This window comes from Acinetobacter sp. WA-87 (genome assembly GCF_039938935.1).
GTDB lineage: Bacteria > Pseudomonadota > Gammaproteobacteria > Pseudomonadales > Moraxellaceae > Acinetobacter > Acinetobacter seifertii.
This window is the reverse complement of sequence record NZ_JBDUVF010000007.1, coordinates 136,911-153,500: the sequence shown is the minus strand read 5'-3', so window position 1 is coordinate 153,500 and position 16,590 is coordinate 136,911. Positions and strand designations below refer to the sequence as shown.

Annotated in this window: 15 protein-coding genes; 7 read left to right on the top strand and 8 right to left on the bottom strand. The window is 38.6% G+C overall.

Annotated features, from left to right (window positions below):
• Positions 1 to 18 precede the first annotated feature (18 nt).
• Entirely contained in the window at positions 19 to 666 is a 648-nt protein-coding gene (locus ABFY81_RS17205) for a TetR/AcrR family transcriptional regulator (protein ID WP_212279825.1), read from the bottom strand.
• A gap of 136 nt (positions 667 to 802) precedes the next feature.
• Positions 803 to 1,441 carry a TetR family transcriptional regulator gene (locus ABFY81_RS17200; RefSeq protein ID WP_022574311.1) on the bottom strand — a complete coding sequence of 213 codons (639 nt, stop codon included), beginning with the start codon at positions 1,439 to 1,441 and terminating at the stop codon, positions 803 to 805.
• Positions 1,442 to 1,614: 173 nt separating this feature from the next.
• Here ABFY81_RS17200 and ABFY81_RS17195 point away from each other — a divergent pair, with 173 nt between their 5' ends.
• The 5 genes from ABFY81_RS17195 to ABFY81_RS17175 all read left to right on the top strand — a co-directional run bounded on the left by ABFY81_RS17195 (position 1,615) and on the right by ABFY81_RS17175 (position 7,693).
• Entirely contained in the window at positions 1,615 to 2,640 is a 1,026-nt protein-coding gene (locus ABFY81_RS17195) for a ferredoxin reductase (protein ID WP_347914247.1), read from the top strand.
• A gap of 30 nt (positions 2,641 to 2,670) precedes the next feature.
• Positions 2,671 to 3,813, top strand: a complete 1,143-nt coding sequence (locus ABFY81_RS17190; RefSeq protein ID WP_347914258.1) for an acyl-CoA desaturase — start codon at positions 2,671 to 2,673, stop codon at positions 3,811 to 3,813.
• 159 nt (positions 3,814 to 3,972) lie between these two features.
• A complete protein-coding gene (gene rph / locus ABFY81_RS17185) occupies positions 3,973 to 4,689 on the top strand; it encodes a ribonuclease PH (RefSeq protein ID WP_004706096.1) in 717 nt (238 codons plus the stop codon).
• A gap of 288 nt (positions 4,690 to 4,977) precedes the next feature.
• Positions 4,978 to 7,146, top strand: a complete 2,169-nt coding sequence (locus ABFY81_RS17180) for a phospholipase C, phosphocholine-specific (RefSeq protein ID WP_347914246.1) — start codon at positions 4,978 to 4,980, stop codon at positions 7,144 to 7,146.
• A 379-nt stretch (positions 7,147 to 7,525) separates the two neighbouring features.
• On the top strand, positions 7,526 to 7,693 hold the full coding sequence (locus ABFY81_RS17175; RefSeq protein WP_077164397.1) for a hypothetical protein: 168 nt from the start codon (positions 7,526 to 7,528) through the stop codon (positions 7,691 to 7,693).
• Here the strand turns inward: ABFY81_RS17175 and nadC are convergent.
• A complete protein-coding gene (gene nadC, locus ABFY81_RS17170) occupies positions 7,690 to 8,535 on the bottom strand; it encodes a carboxylating nicotinate-nucleotide diphosphorylase (protein ID WP_347914245.1) in 846 nt (281 codons plus the stop codon). The two genes, ABFY81_RS17175 and nadC, sit on opposite strands and share 4 nt — an antisense overlap.
• Before the next feature lie 171 nt (positions 8,536 to 8,706).
• Between nadC and ampD the strand changes: the two genes are divergently transcribed.
• Both ampD and murJ read left to right on the top strand, forming a co-directional pair.
• Entirely contained in the window at positions 8,707 to 9,276 is a 570-nt protein-coding gene (gene ampD / locus ABFY81_RS17165) for a 1,6-anhydro-N-acetylmuramyl-L-alanine amidase AmpD (protein WP_347914244.1), read from the top strand.
• A gap of 74 nt (positions 9,277 to 9,350) precedes the next feature.
• Complete coding sequence (gene murJ, locus ABFY81_RS17160) at positions 9,351 to 10,901, top strand: murein biosynthesis integral membrane protein MurJ (protein WP_171063688.1); 1,551 nt, start codon at positions 9,351 to 9,353, stop codon at positions 10,899 to 10,901.
• A 49-nt stretch (positions 10,902 to 10,950) separates the two neighbouring features.
• Here the strand turns inward: murJ and ABFY81_RS17155 are convergent, their stop codons facing one another.
• The 5 genes from ABFY81_RS17155 to ABFY81_RS17135 form a co-directional block, all read right to left on the bottom strand.
• Positions 10,951 to 11,646 (bottom strand): FKBP-type peptidyl-prolyl cis-trans isomerase, encoded by a 696-nt coding sequence (locus ABFY81_RS17155; protein WP_347914243.1) that lies wholly within the window; start codon positions 11,644 to 11,646, stop codon positions 10,951 to 10,953.
• 49 nt (positions 11,647 to 11,695) lie between these two features.
• Complete coding sequence (locus ABFY81_RS17150) at positions 11,696 to 12,418, bottom strand: FKBP-type peptidyl-prolyl cis-trans isomerase (protein ID WP_068934965.1); 723 nt, start codon at positions 12,416 to 12,418, stop codon at positions 11,696 to 11,698.
• Between the two features lie 198 nt (positions 12,419 to 12,616).
• A complete protein-coding gene (locus ABFY81_RS17145) occupies positions 12,617 to 14,800 on the bottom strand; it encodes a polysaccharide biosynthesis tyrosine autokinase (protein ID WP_347914242.1) in 2,184 nt (727 codons plus the stop codon).
• A gap of 19 nt (positions 14,801 to 14,819) precedes the next feature.
• Complete coding sequence (locus ABFY81_RS17140; protein ID WP_068934970.1) at positions 14,820 to 15,248, bottom strand: low molecular weight protein-tyrosine-phosphatase; 429 nt, start codon at positions 15,246 to 15,248, stop codon at positions 14,820 to 14,822.
• Between the two features lie 4 nt (positions 15,249 to 15,252).
• Positions 15,253 to 16,353, bottom strand: a complete 1,101-nt coding sequence (locus tag ABFY81_RS17135) for a polysaccharide biosynthesis/export family protein (protein ID WP_347914241.1) — start codon at positions 16,351 to 16,353, stop codon at positions 15,253 to 15,255.
• Positions 16,354 to 16,590: the final 237 nt, after the last annotated feature.

The following is a 16,590-nucleotide window of genomic DNA, read 5'->3' as shown; positions in this document are numbered from 1 at the left end:
AATCACGAAATAATTCAATTAATTTTGATGATTTTCATCTTCGATTTGGAAATTTAGTGCATCAAAATTGGTAGTTTGTGTTGGCAACGACAATGCCTGATTAATATATAAATTAATGAGTTTTTGGCGAGAACCAATTGAACGCTGATAATACGTTGAGTTTAGAAGCAGTGATGCGCCATAAGTCAGTGACCAGATATATGATAAATAGTCACGAATCGACATATCATAATTTAATGATTTTAAATAACTTTCGGTAATATCTTTAATCGCTAAAATACGTTGCTGACGAATTTCATAAAGCTCTTCAAAGAGATGTTTCAACTTAGACTCTGTCATGGTCAGATTTTCTTCAAGTTGATGCAATAGAATCGTTTTGCCCGGTGTGAGCAAATGATGCAGCATGTAACGCGGAGCATACTCTTTGAAATCAGTATTATATTTTTGAGAAATTTCTAAAATTTGTTTTTCATTTTGAATAATGAGTTCAAGCAGAAGTTCATTTTTACTTCTAAAGTGCTTATAAAGCGTACCTTTTGCAATATCTAGCTCGGCCACTAATTCATCTAGAGTAATTTCCTGATTGTTTTCTAGTAACAATTTTTCTGCAACGCTCAGAATCTTTTCTTTGCGCAGCAAAAACTGTGTATGACGATCAAGATTCATAGGTATTCCCGCACCAGTTTGGCCTAACGAATAGTTTACTTCCTGTAAAAAGAAAAAGACTTTTCTCGAAATTTTCGCCTTTTTCTTTCACTCTTTACGTATTAACACATAACCTGTTTTTTGTCATTTGCCAGTTTTACCGTTCCCAGTTGGCAATGCCTCTAAACAGTAAGCGAACTTGTGTAGACGCATTTTCAATAAAGGCAATTTGTTGTTGTTTGAGCTGCTCACCTTGATATTGTTTGGCGAGGTTGAGCCACGTCATTGCCCATGTAAATGACATGTTGGTCAAAATAGTAGATAAGACATTTAAGTCTTGAGGGTTTTGAATATGTTTAAAATTTTCGAGTTTAGTTAGATCTGTTGTTAGGTCTTCAATCAGAAATTCGATTTCTCGAGCAATCGCTGCACGAACCGTTTCGGAACCTCCCCAACGTTCAGCAATCATAAATTGCCATTGCTTAGGGCTATGATTCACTGCCTGCACAAATAGCTCAATGCTGGTTTGGGTTTTAGCGGATTTATGTTGTAAATAACTTTGTCCAAGTTGATGCAAAACGCTTTTTAAATGCAGCGCGACTTGATCGACTAGCTCCTTACCGAGTTCATCCATGTCTTGAAAATGGCGATAAAACGCTGTTGGGACCAAACCAACTTCACGTGCAACTTCACGCAAACTGATACTACTGAACGAACGCCCAGACGTACTTAAATGCAAGGCTGCATCGAGAAGTGCCTGACGACTTTGCTGTTTTCGTTCATCCCGTATCGACATTAAAAGAACCTATTTAAACCGTGAGCCAAAGTCTAACAAAAAAGAGCAAACTTTCATAAAAAAAATAGTGAACAAGTGTTGACTGAGTGAACACTTATAAATATAGTGTACATATGTTCACTATACGAACATGTGTTCACTCAAATAAATAGCCAGAAACAAAAGAGGAACGTATGAACGCAACACTTAACTATCAACCACATTGGGTTCGAGAAGATTTCGTTGATTTTGTTTTGCAAAAAATTAATGTGTCTTGGGCTTGGAAAAGGGTACTTGCAGAAGTTACCGCAGTTCAGCCACTTCATACCGATATGGTGCTGATCAAGCTTAAACCGAATCGTAATTTTAATTTCGATCAGGTTTGTGCGGGCCAAAGTATTTTACTGACGTTACTTATCGATGGCGTTTATCAACAGCGTAATTATTCAATTATTGAAGTAACCACTCAAGGTGAAATTGCTTTAGGTATTAAAGTACAAGGCTTGGTGTCTCGTGCAGCTCAACTGTTACATGTGGGTGAGTGTGTTGAGATTTCACAGCCACAAGGTGATTTTACTTTGCATCAAAGTCAACAACCTGCGATTTTAATCGCGTCAGGAAGTGGCATTACTGCAATTTATTCACTTTTGCAGCAAGCTTTGAAGCAGCAGCTTGAACAAATTCATGTGATTTATTTTAATCGTGCGGAAATTTTTCATGCTGAATTAAAAGCTTTGGCAGAGCAGTACCCACAGTTTCAGTATCATTTTTTTAATACCACCGAGCAAAAGCAGCATTTAACCGAAAGCCTGCTACAAAAGCTTGTTCCTGACTTTGCGCAGACTGCGACCTATGTGTGTGGACACCACGGCATGATGCAACAGGCGAATGAAATTTATGCCCAAAAAGGTGCTCAGTCTCAGCTTCACCAAGAATATTTCCAACCACTTCAAGTGACGGGAACTCATGCCGCACAGCCTGTTATTTTCCGCCGTGCCCAACACGAGTTTTTAGCTGAAACAAATTTACTGAGCAGTGCGGAGCAAGCAGGACTACGTCCGCAACATGGTTGCCGTATGGGTGTCTGCAATAAATGCAGTTGTACCAAAGTAAGCGGAGTGACTCAAAACCTGTTAACAGGTGAAATTGAAGATCAACCGAACCGTCCAATTAAACTATGCGTGAGCCAAGCATTAAGCCCAGTCACGATTGATCTATAAAAAGAATTAAAGAGGATTAACCCTATGAATATGGCATTAGAATTTTCTACCGTTTCTAAATCTGCTCATTTAACACCTGAACAGACTGAAGAGTTTGGTCGTCGTGTTGAACAGATTCGTCAAGAAGTGATGCAAAGTCTTGGTGAACAAGACGCAAAATATATCTACAAAGTGCGTAATTTTGTTCGCTATACCGAAATCGCATCGCGTGGCATGTTGATGTTTGGTGGCTGGATTCCACCTGTCTGGTTATTGGGAACTGGCTTATTAGGCATTTCTAAAATTGTAGAAAACATGGAACTTGGTCATAACGTTATGCATGGTCAGTTTGATTGGTTAAATGAACCAAGCCTGAACGGTAATACTTACGATTGGGATACCATTGCCTCGGGTGATGACTGGCGTGAAACACATAACTATGTGCACCATACCTATACCAATATTGTAGGTAAAGACCATGATGTGGGTTATGGTCTTTTACGAGTAAGTGACCAACAAAAGTGGGAACCTCGTCACCTGTTTAATATTCCACTCGGCCTACAGTTAATGTTTTTCTTTGAATGGTATGTAGGTGTACAAAACTTACATCTTGAGGATGCATTAGTTTATAAAACCAAGAGCTGGAAACAGGTTTGGAAAGATTCGGCTAAAGTGCGTAAAAAAGCCACACGCCAAGTTTTAAAAGACTATGTGTTTTTCCCTGTGATCTCTGGTCCTATGTTTTTACCAGTTTTTGCAGGAAATGTAGTTGCCAATATTATTCGTAACTTGTGGTCATCTGCCGTGATCTTTAATGGTCATTTTACTGAAGATGCAGAAACGTTTGAGCCGGATAATACCGACACTGAAACTAAGGCAGAGTGGTATTTACGCCAGATTCGTGGTTCGAGTAATTTTAGTGGGACAGAATGGCTTCATTTTCTGAGTGGTAACTTAAGTCATCAAATTGAACACCACTTATTCCCAGATATGCCTGCCAACCGCTATAAAGAAGTGGCACCGAAAATTAAGGCGCTTTGCACAGAATATGGTATTCACTACAACGAAGCGAACTTTATGCGTCAGTTCTTGAGTGTATGGGTACGTTTAGCAAAATGTTCATTACCAAACCACACCACTGGAAAAGTGATGCAGACATTAGAAAAGTTAAAAGCAAAATTCAAATTTGCGTAATCTCAGTTAATCCAAAATAGCTCCTTTTTAGGGGCTATTTTTATTTTTGAGTTATGAAACTTGTAGACTTACATTTCAAAGTAGGGAATAAACTCAACCTGTCAAAATCCTTTGCTATACTATGCCCAAGTTTGTATCTAAGAGAAGTTAGGAAGGATTATGCGTATTGACCAACGTGCATTAGACCAATTACGTGAAGTGAAAATTACACGAAACTACACCCGTTATGCTGAAGGTTCTGTGCTGGTCGAATTTGGTCACACCAAAGTCCTTTGTACTGCAAGCATTGATAACTCAGTGCCACGCTTTTTAAAAGGCCAAGGCCAAGGCTGGGTAACAGCAGAGTATGGTATGTTACCGCGTTCAACACATTCACGTTGTGACCGTGAGGCTGCTCGTGGTAAACAAACTGGTCGTACTCAAGAAATCCAACGTCTTATTGGCCGTAGCTTACGTGCTATGGTTGATTTGAAAAAGCTTGGTGAAAATACCATTACCATCGACTGCGATGTAATTCAGGCAGATGGCGGTACACGTACAGCTTCAATCACTGGTGCTGCTGTAGCATTGGTTGATGCGATGAATGTTTTACTTGCACAGAAAAAAATTAAGCATGATCCGCTTAAAGGTTTAGTTGCTGCAATTTCTGTAGGTATGTATCAAGATGAAGTGCTTCTTGATCTTTGCTATGAGGAAGATTCGAACTGTCAAACTGACTTAAACGTAGTAATGACACAAGCGGGCGAGTTTATTGAAATCCAAGGTACAGCCGAAGATAAACCGTTTACTCGTGCACAAAGCAATGCCATGTTAGAAATGGCAGAAAAAGGAATTGCCGAGCTGATTAAAAAGCAACAAGAAGCTTTAGGCTGGTAATTTCAAGTTATCTAAAAAACGCATCTTCGGATGCGTTTTTTTATGCCTTCATCAAATCGACATAAAAACATCACTTGCTTGTCACTTTTACGCTTTATTAGTAGTTCGCATTTAAACCGTTTGGAAAAAAATGATGCGAAAAATTTCACTTTTATTTATTACATCTTTAGCGCTTATGCTCAGTGCTTGTAACGATGACAACAACTCAGATAATTCATCGCCAACAACACCGCCAACTAGCAATTGCAAAATGCACTGTGCACCATAATAAAAATTAAGGATGAAAAAATGAATCGTCGCGAATTTCTTTTAAATTCTACAAAAACTATGTTTGGGACCGCTGCTCTGGCAAGTTTCCCGTTAAGTATTCAAAAAGCGCTGGCTATTGATGCCAAAGTTGAAAGTGGAACTATTCAAGATGTTAAACATATCGTGATTTTGACTCAGGAAAACCGCTCGTTTGATAATTATTTCGGAACATTAAAAGGTGTGCGTGGTTTTGGTGACCGCTTTACCATTCCAATGACAGAAAGCCGCAAAGTTTGGGAGCAATACGACGCCAAGAAAAATAAAGTATTGCCTTACCATTTAGATAGTCGTTTAGGAAATGCTCAGCGTGTTTCAGGAACTCCCCACTCTTGGTCTGATGGCCAAGCTGCTTGGGACAATGGTCGTATGAGCGACTGGGTGGCTTATAAGAAACCGCAGTCAATGGGCTACTATAAAAAGCAAGAAGTTGAATATCAGTTTGCTTTAGCTAACGCTTTTACCATTTGTGATGCCTATCACTGCGCTATGCATGCAGGGACTAACCCGAACCGTAAGTTTATCTGGACTGGAACGAATGGTCCTACAGGTGCAGGTGTAGCCAGTGTGGTCAACGAATTTGATGGGATTGGATCATCAACAGAAGGTTATGAATGGACGACGTATCCTGAGCGTTTACAGCAGGCTGGCGTGACATGGAAAGTTTATCAAAACATGCCAGATAACTTTACCGATAACCCTTTAGCTGGTTTCAAGCAATATCGCCGTGCTAACGAGCAATCTGGTCAACCTGTCAGTAATGATACCCCAACATGCCCAGCATACGATGAAAAAATCGATGCAACACAGCCACTTTATAAAGGTATTGCCAATACCATGCCGGATGGTGGTTTCTTAGGAACTTTCAAAGCTGATATTGCTCAAGGTAAATTACCGCAAGTGAGTTGGTTAGTTGCTCCAGCGACCTACAGTGAGCATCCGGGACCATCAAGTCCTGTACAGGGTGCTTGGTATATGCAAGAAGTATTAAATGCTTTAACTGAAAATGCTGAGTTGTGGAGTCAAACGGTTTTATTGGTGAACTTCGATGAAAATGACGGTTTCTTCGACCATGTTCCTTCACCGAGTGCACCATCTAAAGATATAAATGGCGTTGTATATGGAAAAACAACTTTAACCGATCAGCAAGTATCTTATGAGTACTTTAACCATCCGGCGGTAGCGACTTCAAAATCTCAACCTAAGCCAGATGGTCGAGTGTATGGGCCGGGTGTGCGTGTTCCTATGTATGTGATTTCACCGTGGAGCCGTGGTGGCTGGGTAAACTCTCAAGTCTTTGACCATACTTCTATTTTACAGTTTTTAGAAAAACGCTTTGGTGTACAAGAGCCGAATATTAGCCCATACCGCCGCGCCGTATGTGGTGATTTAACGACAGCATTTAATTTTAAAACACCGAACCTTTTGCCTGTTGCTGAACTAGATGGTAAGAAAACCAAAGCCGAAGCCGATGCGATTCGTGTTGCTCAAGCTTTATTGCCACAAGTTCCTGTACCGAGCCAGCAGCAATTTCCTCAGCAGGAAATGGGAATTAGACCATCACGTGCTTTGCCTTATATTTTGCACACCAGTGCCAAAGTTGATGTAGCACAAAAGACTGTAAAGCTGATGTTCTCAAATACAGGCAAACAAGCAGCCGTTTTCCATGTGTATAACCGATTGGACCTAACGTCAATTCCACGCCGTTATATGGTTGAAGCGGGTAAACAGCTTGATGATGTGTGGAATACTATAAATGGACAGTACGATTTATGGGTACTTGGTCCAAATGGTTTCCATCGCGCGTTTAAAGGTAATTTGAGCCAAATCAATCAAACTCAAGCATTACCGGAAATTAGAGTCTGTGTGGAAGAGTGTGATGCGAATTTGTATTTAAAAGTTCGTCACGACGGCAATAAGTCAGTCAAACTCACAGTCAAAGCAAATGCTTATCTTCCAAGTAAGACATGGACTATCGAGACGAATAGTTCTGAAAAAGAATTAGTTTGGGATATGTCTGAATTTGGTGGTTGGTATGATTTTACGGTGACATTAGCGGATGATGCAACGTTTAGTCGTCGTTTTGCAGGACGTATAGAAACTCAAGAAGATTCGATTTCTGACCCATATATGGGTTATTTAGAATCTTAAGTTATATAGCCTGAATTGGGATTATTATCTAAAGTTGATTCAGATGACTTTAATCAAAAAGCACAGCCTCATATCACATGTAATTCAAATAGATGTTGTATAGGCTTTCCTCACTTTTGAAAGGTCAAAAGTGACAAAAACCTCTGTTTCTCTGATGTTACTTCCCTGTAACACAGAGAAACGGTGACATCCATGTCACCTGTCACGATAGTAAATAAAGGGATTAGGGTATTGATATAAAATATTATGTGGGAAGATGCTTTCGTATAGATGAATAATAAAAATAAAGACTTACCTTTTGTAACAGAATCTCCCAAGCTTGGTCATATTTATCTTTTACCTTGGAACTCTAATTTTTTAAAAGTGATGGGGAAAATTTATGCTACAAGGTTTTATTGTATTATTAGCAGTAGTTACATTTGTTTTAATGGCTGCCGACCCACGAGATAACGGGGCACAAGCGACTCAGTCAGCATGGCAAAAAACACAAGCGGCAGACATGACTAAGTCGCAGAAACAAACCAATAACGATGTGGATTTTATTTAAGCATTAAAACGCATTGATAAATCAACGGCTTTGACGTCTTTAGTCAATACGCCCATAGAAATATAGTCGACACCAGTCGTCGCTACTTCGCGTAAGTTTTCAATAGTGATATTGCCCGAAGCTTCGAGTTTACAACGTCCAGCCACATGTTTTACGGCATCAATCATTTGTTGTTGGCTAAAATTGTCGAGCATGACAATATCCGCACCTGCTTCAAGTGCTTGGTTGAGCTCATCCCAAGTTTCAACTTCGACTTCAACTGGTTTGCCTGGTGCAATTTGGTGTGCTTTTGCAATTGCTTGAGCAATACCACCAGCTGCCATAATATGGTTTTCTTTAATTAAGAATGCATCAAATAAACCAAGACGATGGTTTTGTCCGCCGCCAATAGCAACCGCATATTTTTGTGCAATACGTAAACCCGGTAAAGTTTTGCGTGTATCGAGAAGTTTTGTATTTAAACCTTCAAGATGCTGAACATATTCAGCAGTTTTTGTAGCAACAGCAGATAAAGTTTGAATAAAGTTTAAAGCAGGGCGCTCTACAGTAAGTAAGCTACGTGCAGAACCAGCAAGCTTTAAAAAGGCTTCATTTGCAGCAACACGGTCACCTTCTTGTTTTAACCAAGTCACCTGTACAGTGTTGTCGTAAGCTGAGATGAGTGCATTTACCCAAGGTTGGCCAGCTAAAACCATATCTTCACGGCTAATAATGGTCGCGGTTGCCTGCTCATCTTCAGGCGTGAGCATAGCGGTAATGTCACCGTCCCCAATATCTTCTTGTAATGCTTGTTGAATATTGATTTGAATTGACTGTTCAAGCAAAGACTGAGGTATGCTCATACGGTTTCCATTTTGTCGATGACCCTAAAACTTGCGATATATTAGCACCGTCGACCTTAAAAATAAGCTGTTTTATTCGTTTAATCGCGATAAACAATCGTGCTGACTACTTTGAAAAGCACATAACTGTTTTAAACTAAAACAATTGGCAAGCAATTTATTGGCATTTCAATGAAGCAAATCATACCGTATGAAGTTATAGATGGACAATTAAAAGGGGCGAGACAAGTTCCTTCTCCAAATTTTAACCAGCGTCCGACTGGGACCGAAATTCAAATGATTGTGGTTCATAATATTAGCTTGCCGCCATCTCAATTTGGAGGTGGGTATATTGAGCAGTTTTTCCAAAATAAGTTAGATTGGTCAGTTCATCCTTATTTTCAGACTATTGAGGGAATGCAGGTTTCTACGCATTTGCTGATTTTACGTAGCGGGGAAGTCCTACAGTTTGTTAACTTTAATGATCGGGCATGGCATGCAGGGCGTTCGAGTTATTTAGCTAAAGTTGAGTGCAATGATTATTCAATTGGTATTGAACTTGAAGGAAGTGATGACTTGCCTTTTGAAGAAGTACAGTACAGTGTACTAACTGATGTGGTTGCCGCTATTCGTCAAGCTTATCCAGAAATTAAAAACCATATTGCAGGACATTCAGATATTGCACCGGGCCGAAAAACCGATCCGGGACCTTATTTTAAATGGCAGCACTTTAGACAACTGTTAGCACAGAAAAAAACTTGAGTTCATTCATCATTTCACAACGAAAAGATTTTCTAGTTTCATTACAATAGCGACTTTCGAATATATAGCTGTAGGTGAGTACGATGGCATTGTGGCGATCGACTTTTATTGTCAGTGCGATGACGATGTTGTCACGGGTATTGGGTTTAGTACGAGATGTCGTATTGCTCAATGTGTTTGGTGCGGGTAAAGATTTCGATACCTTTGTCGTTGCTTTTCGTATTCCCAATTTCTTTCGAAGGTTATTTGCAGAAGGAGCTTTCTCGCAAGCTTTTATTCCGGTACTAACCGAATATAAAACAGGCCGATTACATGCTGAAGTTCAAATCCTGATTAGTCGGGTATTTGGTTGTTTGCTTATGGTCATGACTTTACTCACTTTCGTGGCTATGGTTTTGGCACCAGCAATCATCTATATGTATGCGCCGGGTTTCCATAATGACCCTGAAAAATTCGATTTAGCCGTCAGCATGTTCCGTCTGACTATTCCATATTTAATGTTTATGTCACTGACTGCTTTTGCCAGCAGTATCTTAAACAGTTATGGTTCTTTTGCTTCCCCAGCCTTTTCGCCTGTTTTGCTCAATGTCGCAATGATTGCAGGTGCATGGTGGCTTACCCCATATATGGCTGAGCCTATTAAAGCATTAGGATGGTCTGTTGTCGCAGCAGGTATTTTACAGTTAGCCATACAAATTCCTGAATTATGGCGTAAAAACTTACTGATTCCACCCAAAGTTGATTTTAAACACGAGGGTGTAGAGCGTATTTTAAAATTAATGCTTCCAGCATTATTTGGTGTGTCTGTGACTCAGATTAACCTATTGTTAAATACGATTTGGGCCTCTTTCATGCAAGACGGTTCGGTATCCTGGCTCTACAGTGCAGAGCGTATGACTGAGCTACCTTTAGGTTTAATCGGTGTTGCCATTGGTACAGTGATTTTACCTTCGCTTTCAGCACGTCATGCTGAGCAAGATCAGGAAAAGTTCCGCGGCATGATCGACTGGGCAGCAAGAGTTATTGTGTTGGTTGGTTTGCCAGCAAGTATCGCCTTATTTATGCTTTCTACACCGATTATTCAAGCTTTATTCCAACGTGGCGAATTTGACCTACGTGATACTCAAATGACAGCACTCGCATTACAATGTATGAGTGCTGGCGTAATTTCTTTTATGCTCATTAAGGTGTTTGCACCAGGCTTCTATGCGCAGCAAGATACTAAAACACCAGTACGTGTAGGTTTAATGTCAGTTGCCGCAAATGCCATTTTAAACGTTGTATTTATTGGATTCTTTAAACTGATCAATTGGCATGCTGAGCATATGGCGCTTGCATTGGCATCTTCTGGCTCAGCTTTGGTAAATGCTGGTTTGCTCTACTTCTATCTACATAAGCGTAATATTTTCCGATTTGGCTCACATTGGAAAAAACTAGCTCTTCAATATGGTTTAGCAAATCTTGCTATGATTGCAGTGCTTTGGTTTGGGTTAAATTGGTATAACGGTGAGCTTTCTCAATGGATCCGTATTGCTGAGGTCGCAGGTCTATGCGTAGTAGGTGTAATCGCTTACTTAATTGGCTTACTGATTACAGGTTTTAGACCGAGAGATTTAAAACATTAAAATAAAAAAGCGATCTTAAATGATCGCTTTTTTTTGATCTTAAAAAAACTTATTTTGGCAAAACTTGTAGTAATTCAATATCAAAAATTAAAGTATTATTTGGACCAATACTATCACCAGCGCCTACTTCACCATAAGCAAGTTTAGCTGGAATAAAGAAACGGGTTTTACCGCCTTCTTTCATCGTTTGTAAGCCTTCTGTCCAGCCTGTAATCACCTGATTCAACTGGAAATCGACAGGGTGATTACGTGCAATTGAACTATCAAATACAGTTCCGTCGAGTAAGCGGCCTTCATAGTTCACTTTTACACGAGAAGTCGCTTTAGGTGTTTTACCAGAACCTTCTTTTAATACTTGATATTGCAAACCTGATTTAGTTGTAATTACACCAGATTTCTTAGCATTTTCTGCAAGAAAAGCAGCCCCAGTTTGAGCATTTTGTTGTCCTTGCTTTTGGAATTCAACGAGCTGTTTAGCTTCTAAAGTTTTTTTATACTCATTAATCGCTTTCGCCATTTCTTCATCAGTGAGGCGTGCTGACTTGTTCTGAGCACCTTCTTGAAGACCTTGATAAAAGATATCAAGATTTAAATCTGTTAATGCATCAGTATTATTACGTCCCATTAAATAGCCATAACTATAGCTAAACTGATCTTTTGCTGGGCTTTTATTTGTTATCGGCGTGGCAGCAAGAACAGATAAGCTCATTGTTGAAGCTGCAATAACCAAACTAATTTTTTTCATGCCATTTTCCAAAAAAACAGGAGAGTATAATTACTCTCCTGGATTGTTATTATTTCACTGAAATGAGTTCTACATCAAAAATCAGTGTACTGTTTGCTGGGATCCCTGGAACTTCTTGTGGACCATATGCAAGGTTTGATGGAATAAAGAAAGTCGCTTTTCCGCCTTCTTTCATAAGTTGAAGACCTTCAGTCCATCCTGGAATCACCTGATTAAGAGGGAACTCAATAGGTTGACCACGTTTATAAGAACTATCAAAAACCTGACCGTTAATTAAACGACCTTCATAATGAACTTTAACAACAGACTGTGCTGTTGGCTGCTTACCAGTACCTTCTTTAGTAATGATATATTGCAAACCTGATGCAGTAGTTTTTACCCCAGCTTTTGTTTTGTTTTCAGCAAGGAATTGTGCATCGGCAGATTCAGCAGATGTGCCTGCTTGCGCTGGTTTATCTGGGTGCTGCATTTTTTGTTGTAACTCTTTTTCATAAGCTGCAACAGCTGCTTTTAAATCTTCTTGAGTATAAGCACTTGGCTGTTTACTACGTGCATCATGGATCCCTTGAACAAATGCCTTTGTATCCAGTTCTGGAGGAGTTTGTTGCGCAACTTCATACCCAAGCACATAACTGATTTTTTGAATTGGAGAAGCATTTTTGTCTGCTTTACGTCCAACTTCTGTGGTCGGATGTTGAGTTGCATAATATACAGGTACAAGTGCAGCACCGCCTAAAACTACAGCGACAGCAATGGGTAAGGCTTTACTCATAAAAGGTTCCAAAAAATAATCATTTGAGTCTAAAAGTCTGCTTCGATCTTAGCATGCTTCGACTTAAGCATAGAATGTTTAACAAAAAAAACGAGTGGTTTTTTTATATATTTTAGTTAGTTTTAATTTGGTGAAACTTAAAAAATTAAATAAAAAAAACCGGATCACACTTGATCCGGTTTTATGAAAACTTGAAACTTAGTCTTCTTTTTGTGCTTTATAGGTATAGGCGTAATTATAACCATAGCCATAACCTGCACTAGCACGTTGAATATCATTAAGAATAAAGCCGTTGACTTTGACACCAGCTTGTTCGAAACGGTTTAGTGTTAATTCAAGCTCTTTCATTTGTGACTTGGCATAGCGAGCAACAATTAAGTTCACGCCAGTATATTGTGAAATAATAATACCATCAGTTACTGCAAGTACTGGTGGAGTATCAATAATAATGTGGTCATATTGACTTTGTAGCTGTTCAAGTAATTCTTTAAATTGTTTAGAACCTAAAATCTCTGAAGGATTTGTAGGACTCTTACCACGAGTAATCACATCAAGATTCGCAACTTGGGTTTTATGTAATACTTGTGATAAATCAACTTGTCCGCTTAACAGTTCAGAAAGACCAGGTTTTACATCGACATCGAAGTATTTATGCATATAACCACGGCGCATATCGGCATCAATTAAGAGTACTCGTTTGTCGCCTTGTGCGAAAATAGTTGCAAGGTTGGTCGAAATAAATGATTTACCTACTTCTGGTGAAGGACCTGCAATCATAATAATATTGTTTTTTGCATTGGTTAATGCGAAGTGAATGGCTGTACGAATACTGCGTAAGCTTTCAATTGCAATATCATCACTATTTTTAACAGCAAGAATAGGAATATTCTTTTTCTTCTTTAAAATTTTGATACGACTTTCTTGAATTGGCGAACGTGGTACAGTTGCATATACAGGTAAATCCAGTTCATTTTCAATTTGTCCGGAATCCTTAATACCAGTACGAAGCATATTGCGAAGTAATGCAATAAGAGTACCAATAAAGCCGCCCAAAAATAATGAAAGAATCAAAATTTGAAGTTTTTGCGGTTTAATTGGTTTAATTGGTTCAACAGCAGTGTCAACAATACGGACATTTCCGATCTCACCAGCTTTTGCAATTCGTAGTTGCTGATAAGAGTTTAGGAGTGCTGTATAGAGCTGAGTTTTTACTTCTACTTCACGATATAACTGAAGGTACTGACGTTGTACATCAGGTAATTGTTTTAATGTACTATTTAACTCACCAATTTGTTTATTAACGGCTGTAAGTTGCCCGTTAATTTCACGCATTGCTGGGTGTTCGGCGGTATATTTTGCTGCCATTTCAGCTTGTTTTTGTTGAAGTTCAGCTTTTTTAGTTTCTAAAGTAATACTTTGAGTTAAATAAAGCTCAGACTCTTTAGTCACATCAACTGTATTATATTGTTGACGGAATTTGTTAAATTGACGCTCCGCATCATCAAGCTGTTTCTTTAGAGTTGGAAGTTGTTCATCTAAAAATTTTAATGTTTGAGCAGTTTCAGCTGAGCGGCGTTCAATATTTTGCGCGCTGTAAGTAGCCAAAATCGCATTTAAAACTTTAGTAATATGTTCCTGATCTTGACCTTGATAATTTAAACCCAGAATACCAGTTAATTTACCACGTTCGGCAACCGAATAATTTGAACTAATCGCATTAACTGCGGCTGGTAAAGACTGTTTACTTATATTATAAGTTGTATCAAATTGATCTTTGGTGAAAATCGAAACTTTCCATATACCATGTGGTCCAGTCACTTGATTTATACGATTTAGAGGAAGAGTTAATATAACTTCTTCAGTTGCTGGATCTGTTAAGCGTAAAGATTGTTTATCAAAATTCAGGTGTAAATTTTTATCTAAATAATAAGCAGGTACTACGAATTGACGGATTTCAAAACTTTTTTCACCATCTTTGAATACAACTGATTTTTCATTATATTCAGTTTTATATTCAGTATTACTTAATAAGCGATGAGTAAAAGTATTTTCAGTACTAGAAACTTGTACATCTAAATTTAGATTTTTTGTAACTGAGCCTAAAACTAATCGAGATTTTAAAATTTCAATTTCTGCTTGAGCTGGCGACTTTTGCTCAATCATATTAGATAAATCGCCTAGTAAAGCAGCAGAAGCTCCTTTACTATCTTCTACCTGAACCAATGCATCAACTGAATAAGTATCCGGTGTTGCACGTAAATATAATAAGGCACATACAAGGCTTAAAATAATGCAAAGGGCGATTAGTTTCCACTGTGCAATGAGTGAAAAAAACAATTCTTTTAAGTCAATTGTATCTTCGGTATTAGTATTTTGGTTCATAAGCTTAAATATCTAAATGTTAAATATAAGGTGTCCAGTCAGCCACGCATTTTTGAATGAGTTGACAAGTATCATCAAACACAGCTTGATCATGGCGGTATGGATCAGGCACATTTCTGTTTTGCCAATGACCTAAGCGGAAAGTTTTGCCTTTGGCAAAAGGCCATGTTTGCTCAATATGCTTTTGCTGGTTTTGACTCATAACTAAAATAAGATCGGCTTTCTTAATATGCTCCGCATTTAGCTTACGTGCTATATGTGGTTGCATATCAATGCCTAAACGTTGCATGCAGAGTAAGGCTTTTTCATCGGCTTGATGACCAGTAAGACCTGAGATACCTGCAGATTCAATATTTAATAGAGGATATTGCTGTTTTAATAAATATTCTGCCATAGGACTACGGCAGATATTTCCAATACAAACTACCAAAATATTTTTAAATTGCATTAGTTTATTTTCCCAAACGGTCTACGTTATATAAAGCACTTGAGAACGGAATAATCTGGTTGACGACACGTTGCCAGCGAGTTAAGCCTGTAGCATCAACATAGATAATATCATTACTACGTAACTTAAATTGATTCGCTAAACCAAAGTCACCAAGACTCATCAGATTTAAATGGTACAGTTCTGTTGAGCGATCATTTGGGTTGGTACGCAAAACATAAATACGACCAGCACTGGCTGATAATGGGTTTAGGCCCTCACTTTCTCCCAAAGCATCGCTTAGGGTCATGCCTTGGTCACGCATAGGTAATGCTTGATTTTTACCAGCTTCACCCATGATATAAATTTTTTGGTTTTCACGAGTGCTGACATAAATCGTATCGTTCGGTTGAACCAGTAGTTTGTGTAACGAATAACCTGCTTTTTCTAATTCAATTGTATTTAAATTATAAGTTATACCGTTTCGGATAAGTTGAATATACGTGTTATCGCCCAAGTTGGTGACACCACCAGCCATACCAAGAGCAGTATAGACACTTACAGGTTGATCACTTAAGAAAAATTGACCGCCTTTAGTTACACTACCTTGTACTGAAAAGCGTTGTCCTTCATATGATACTACGCGTACCACTACATCCGGATTTTTTAAGAAACGTGCAAGTTGGCTATGTAACTCACGGTTAACTTGAGCTAAGGTTTTTCCAGCTGCTTTATAACGACCGACTAGGGGGAACTGTATATATCCACTTTGATCAATAGGATAGCCATTTGCCTGAATAGACTCTTGGTTACTAATATTACTAATTGGTGGTGTGATTTCAGGATAGGCCCAAAGCTGAATAGATAGAACATCGCCTGGACTTAAACGATAAATAGGCTGTTGATTTTTAAATAATGCAGAGTAGTTACGATTATAGTCAATTTGAGCGGGTTGAATTGCTGGTAATGTTTCTTGAGTAATTTTAACCACATTTACTGTGGTTCCGAGATCTGTTTTATACACACCTTCATTTGGAATATCGTAAGTTTGTAAACCGGAAGTAACTGCACAACTGGCAGCACTTAAACTTAAGGCAAGAACAGAAAAAAACTGGCAATACTTCACACGCAACCCTTTGTGTATTTATCTTTAATTGATATTGTCCACTGCATAGTAACAAGTGTCTATTAAACGCAGGATGAGCCGATTCTAGCTCAAAAAAGAACAAAAGACACTGAAAAATCGTAGAGCTTTGTATGTTTTAGTTTATCTAGACGTACTTTTAGGCAAAACTCATTTAATCGGAATATCAAAAACGTATTAGTTAAATTCAATTAATAAATATGCCGTATCGGTATTGTA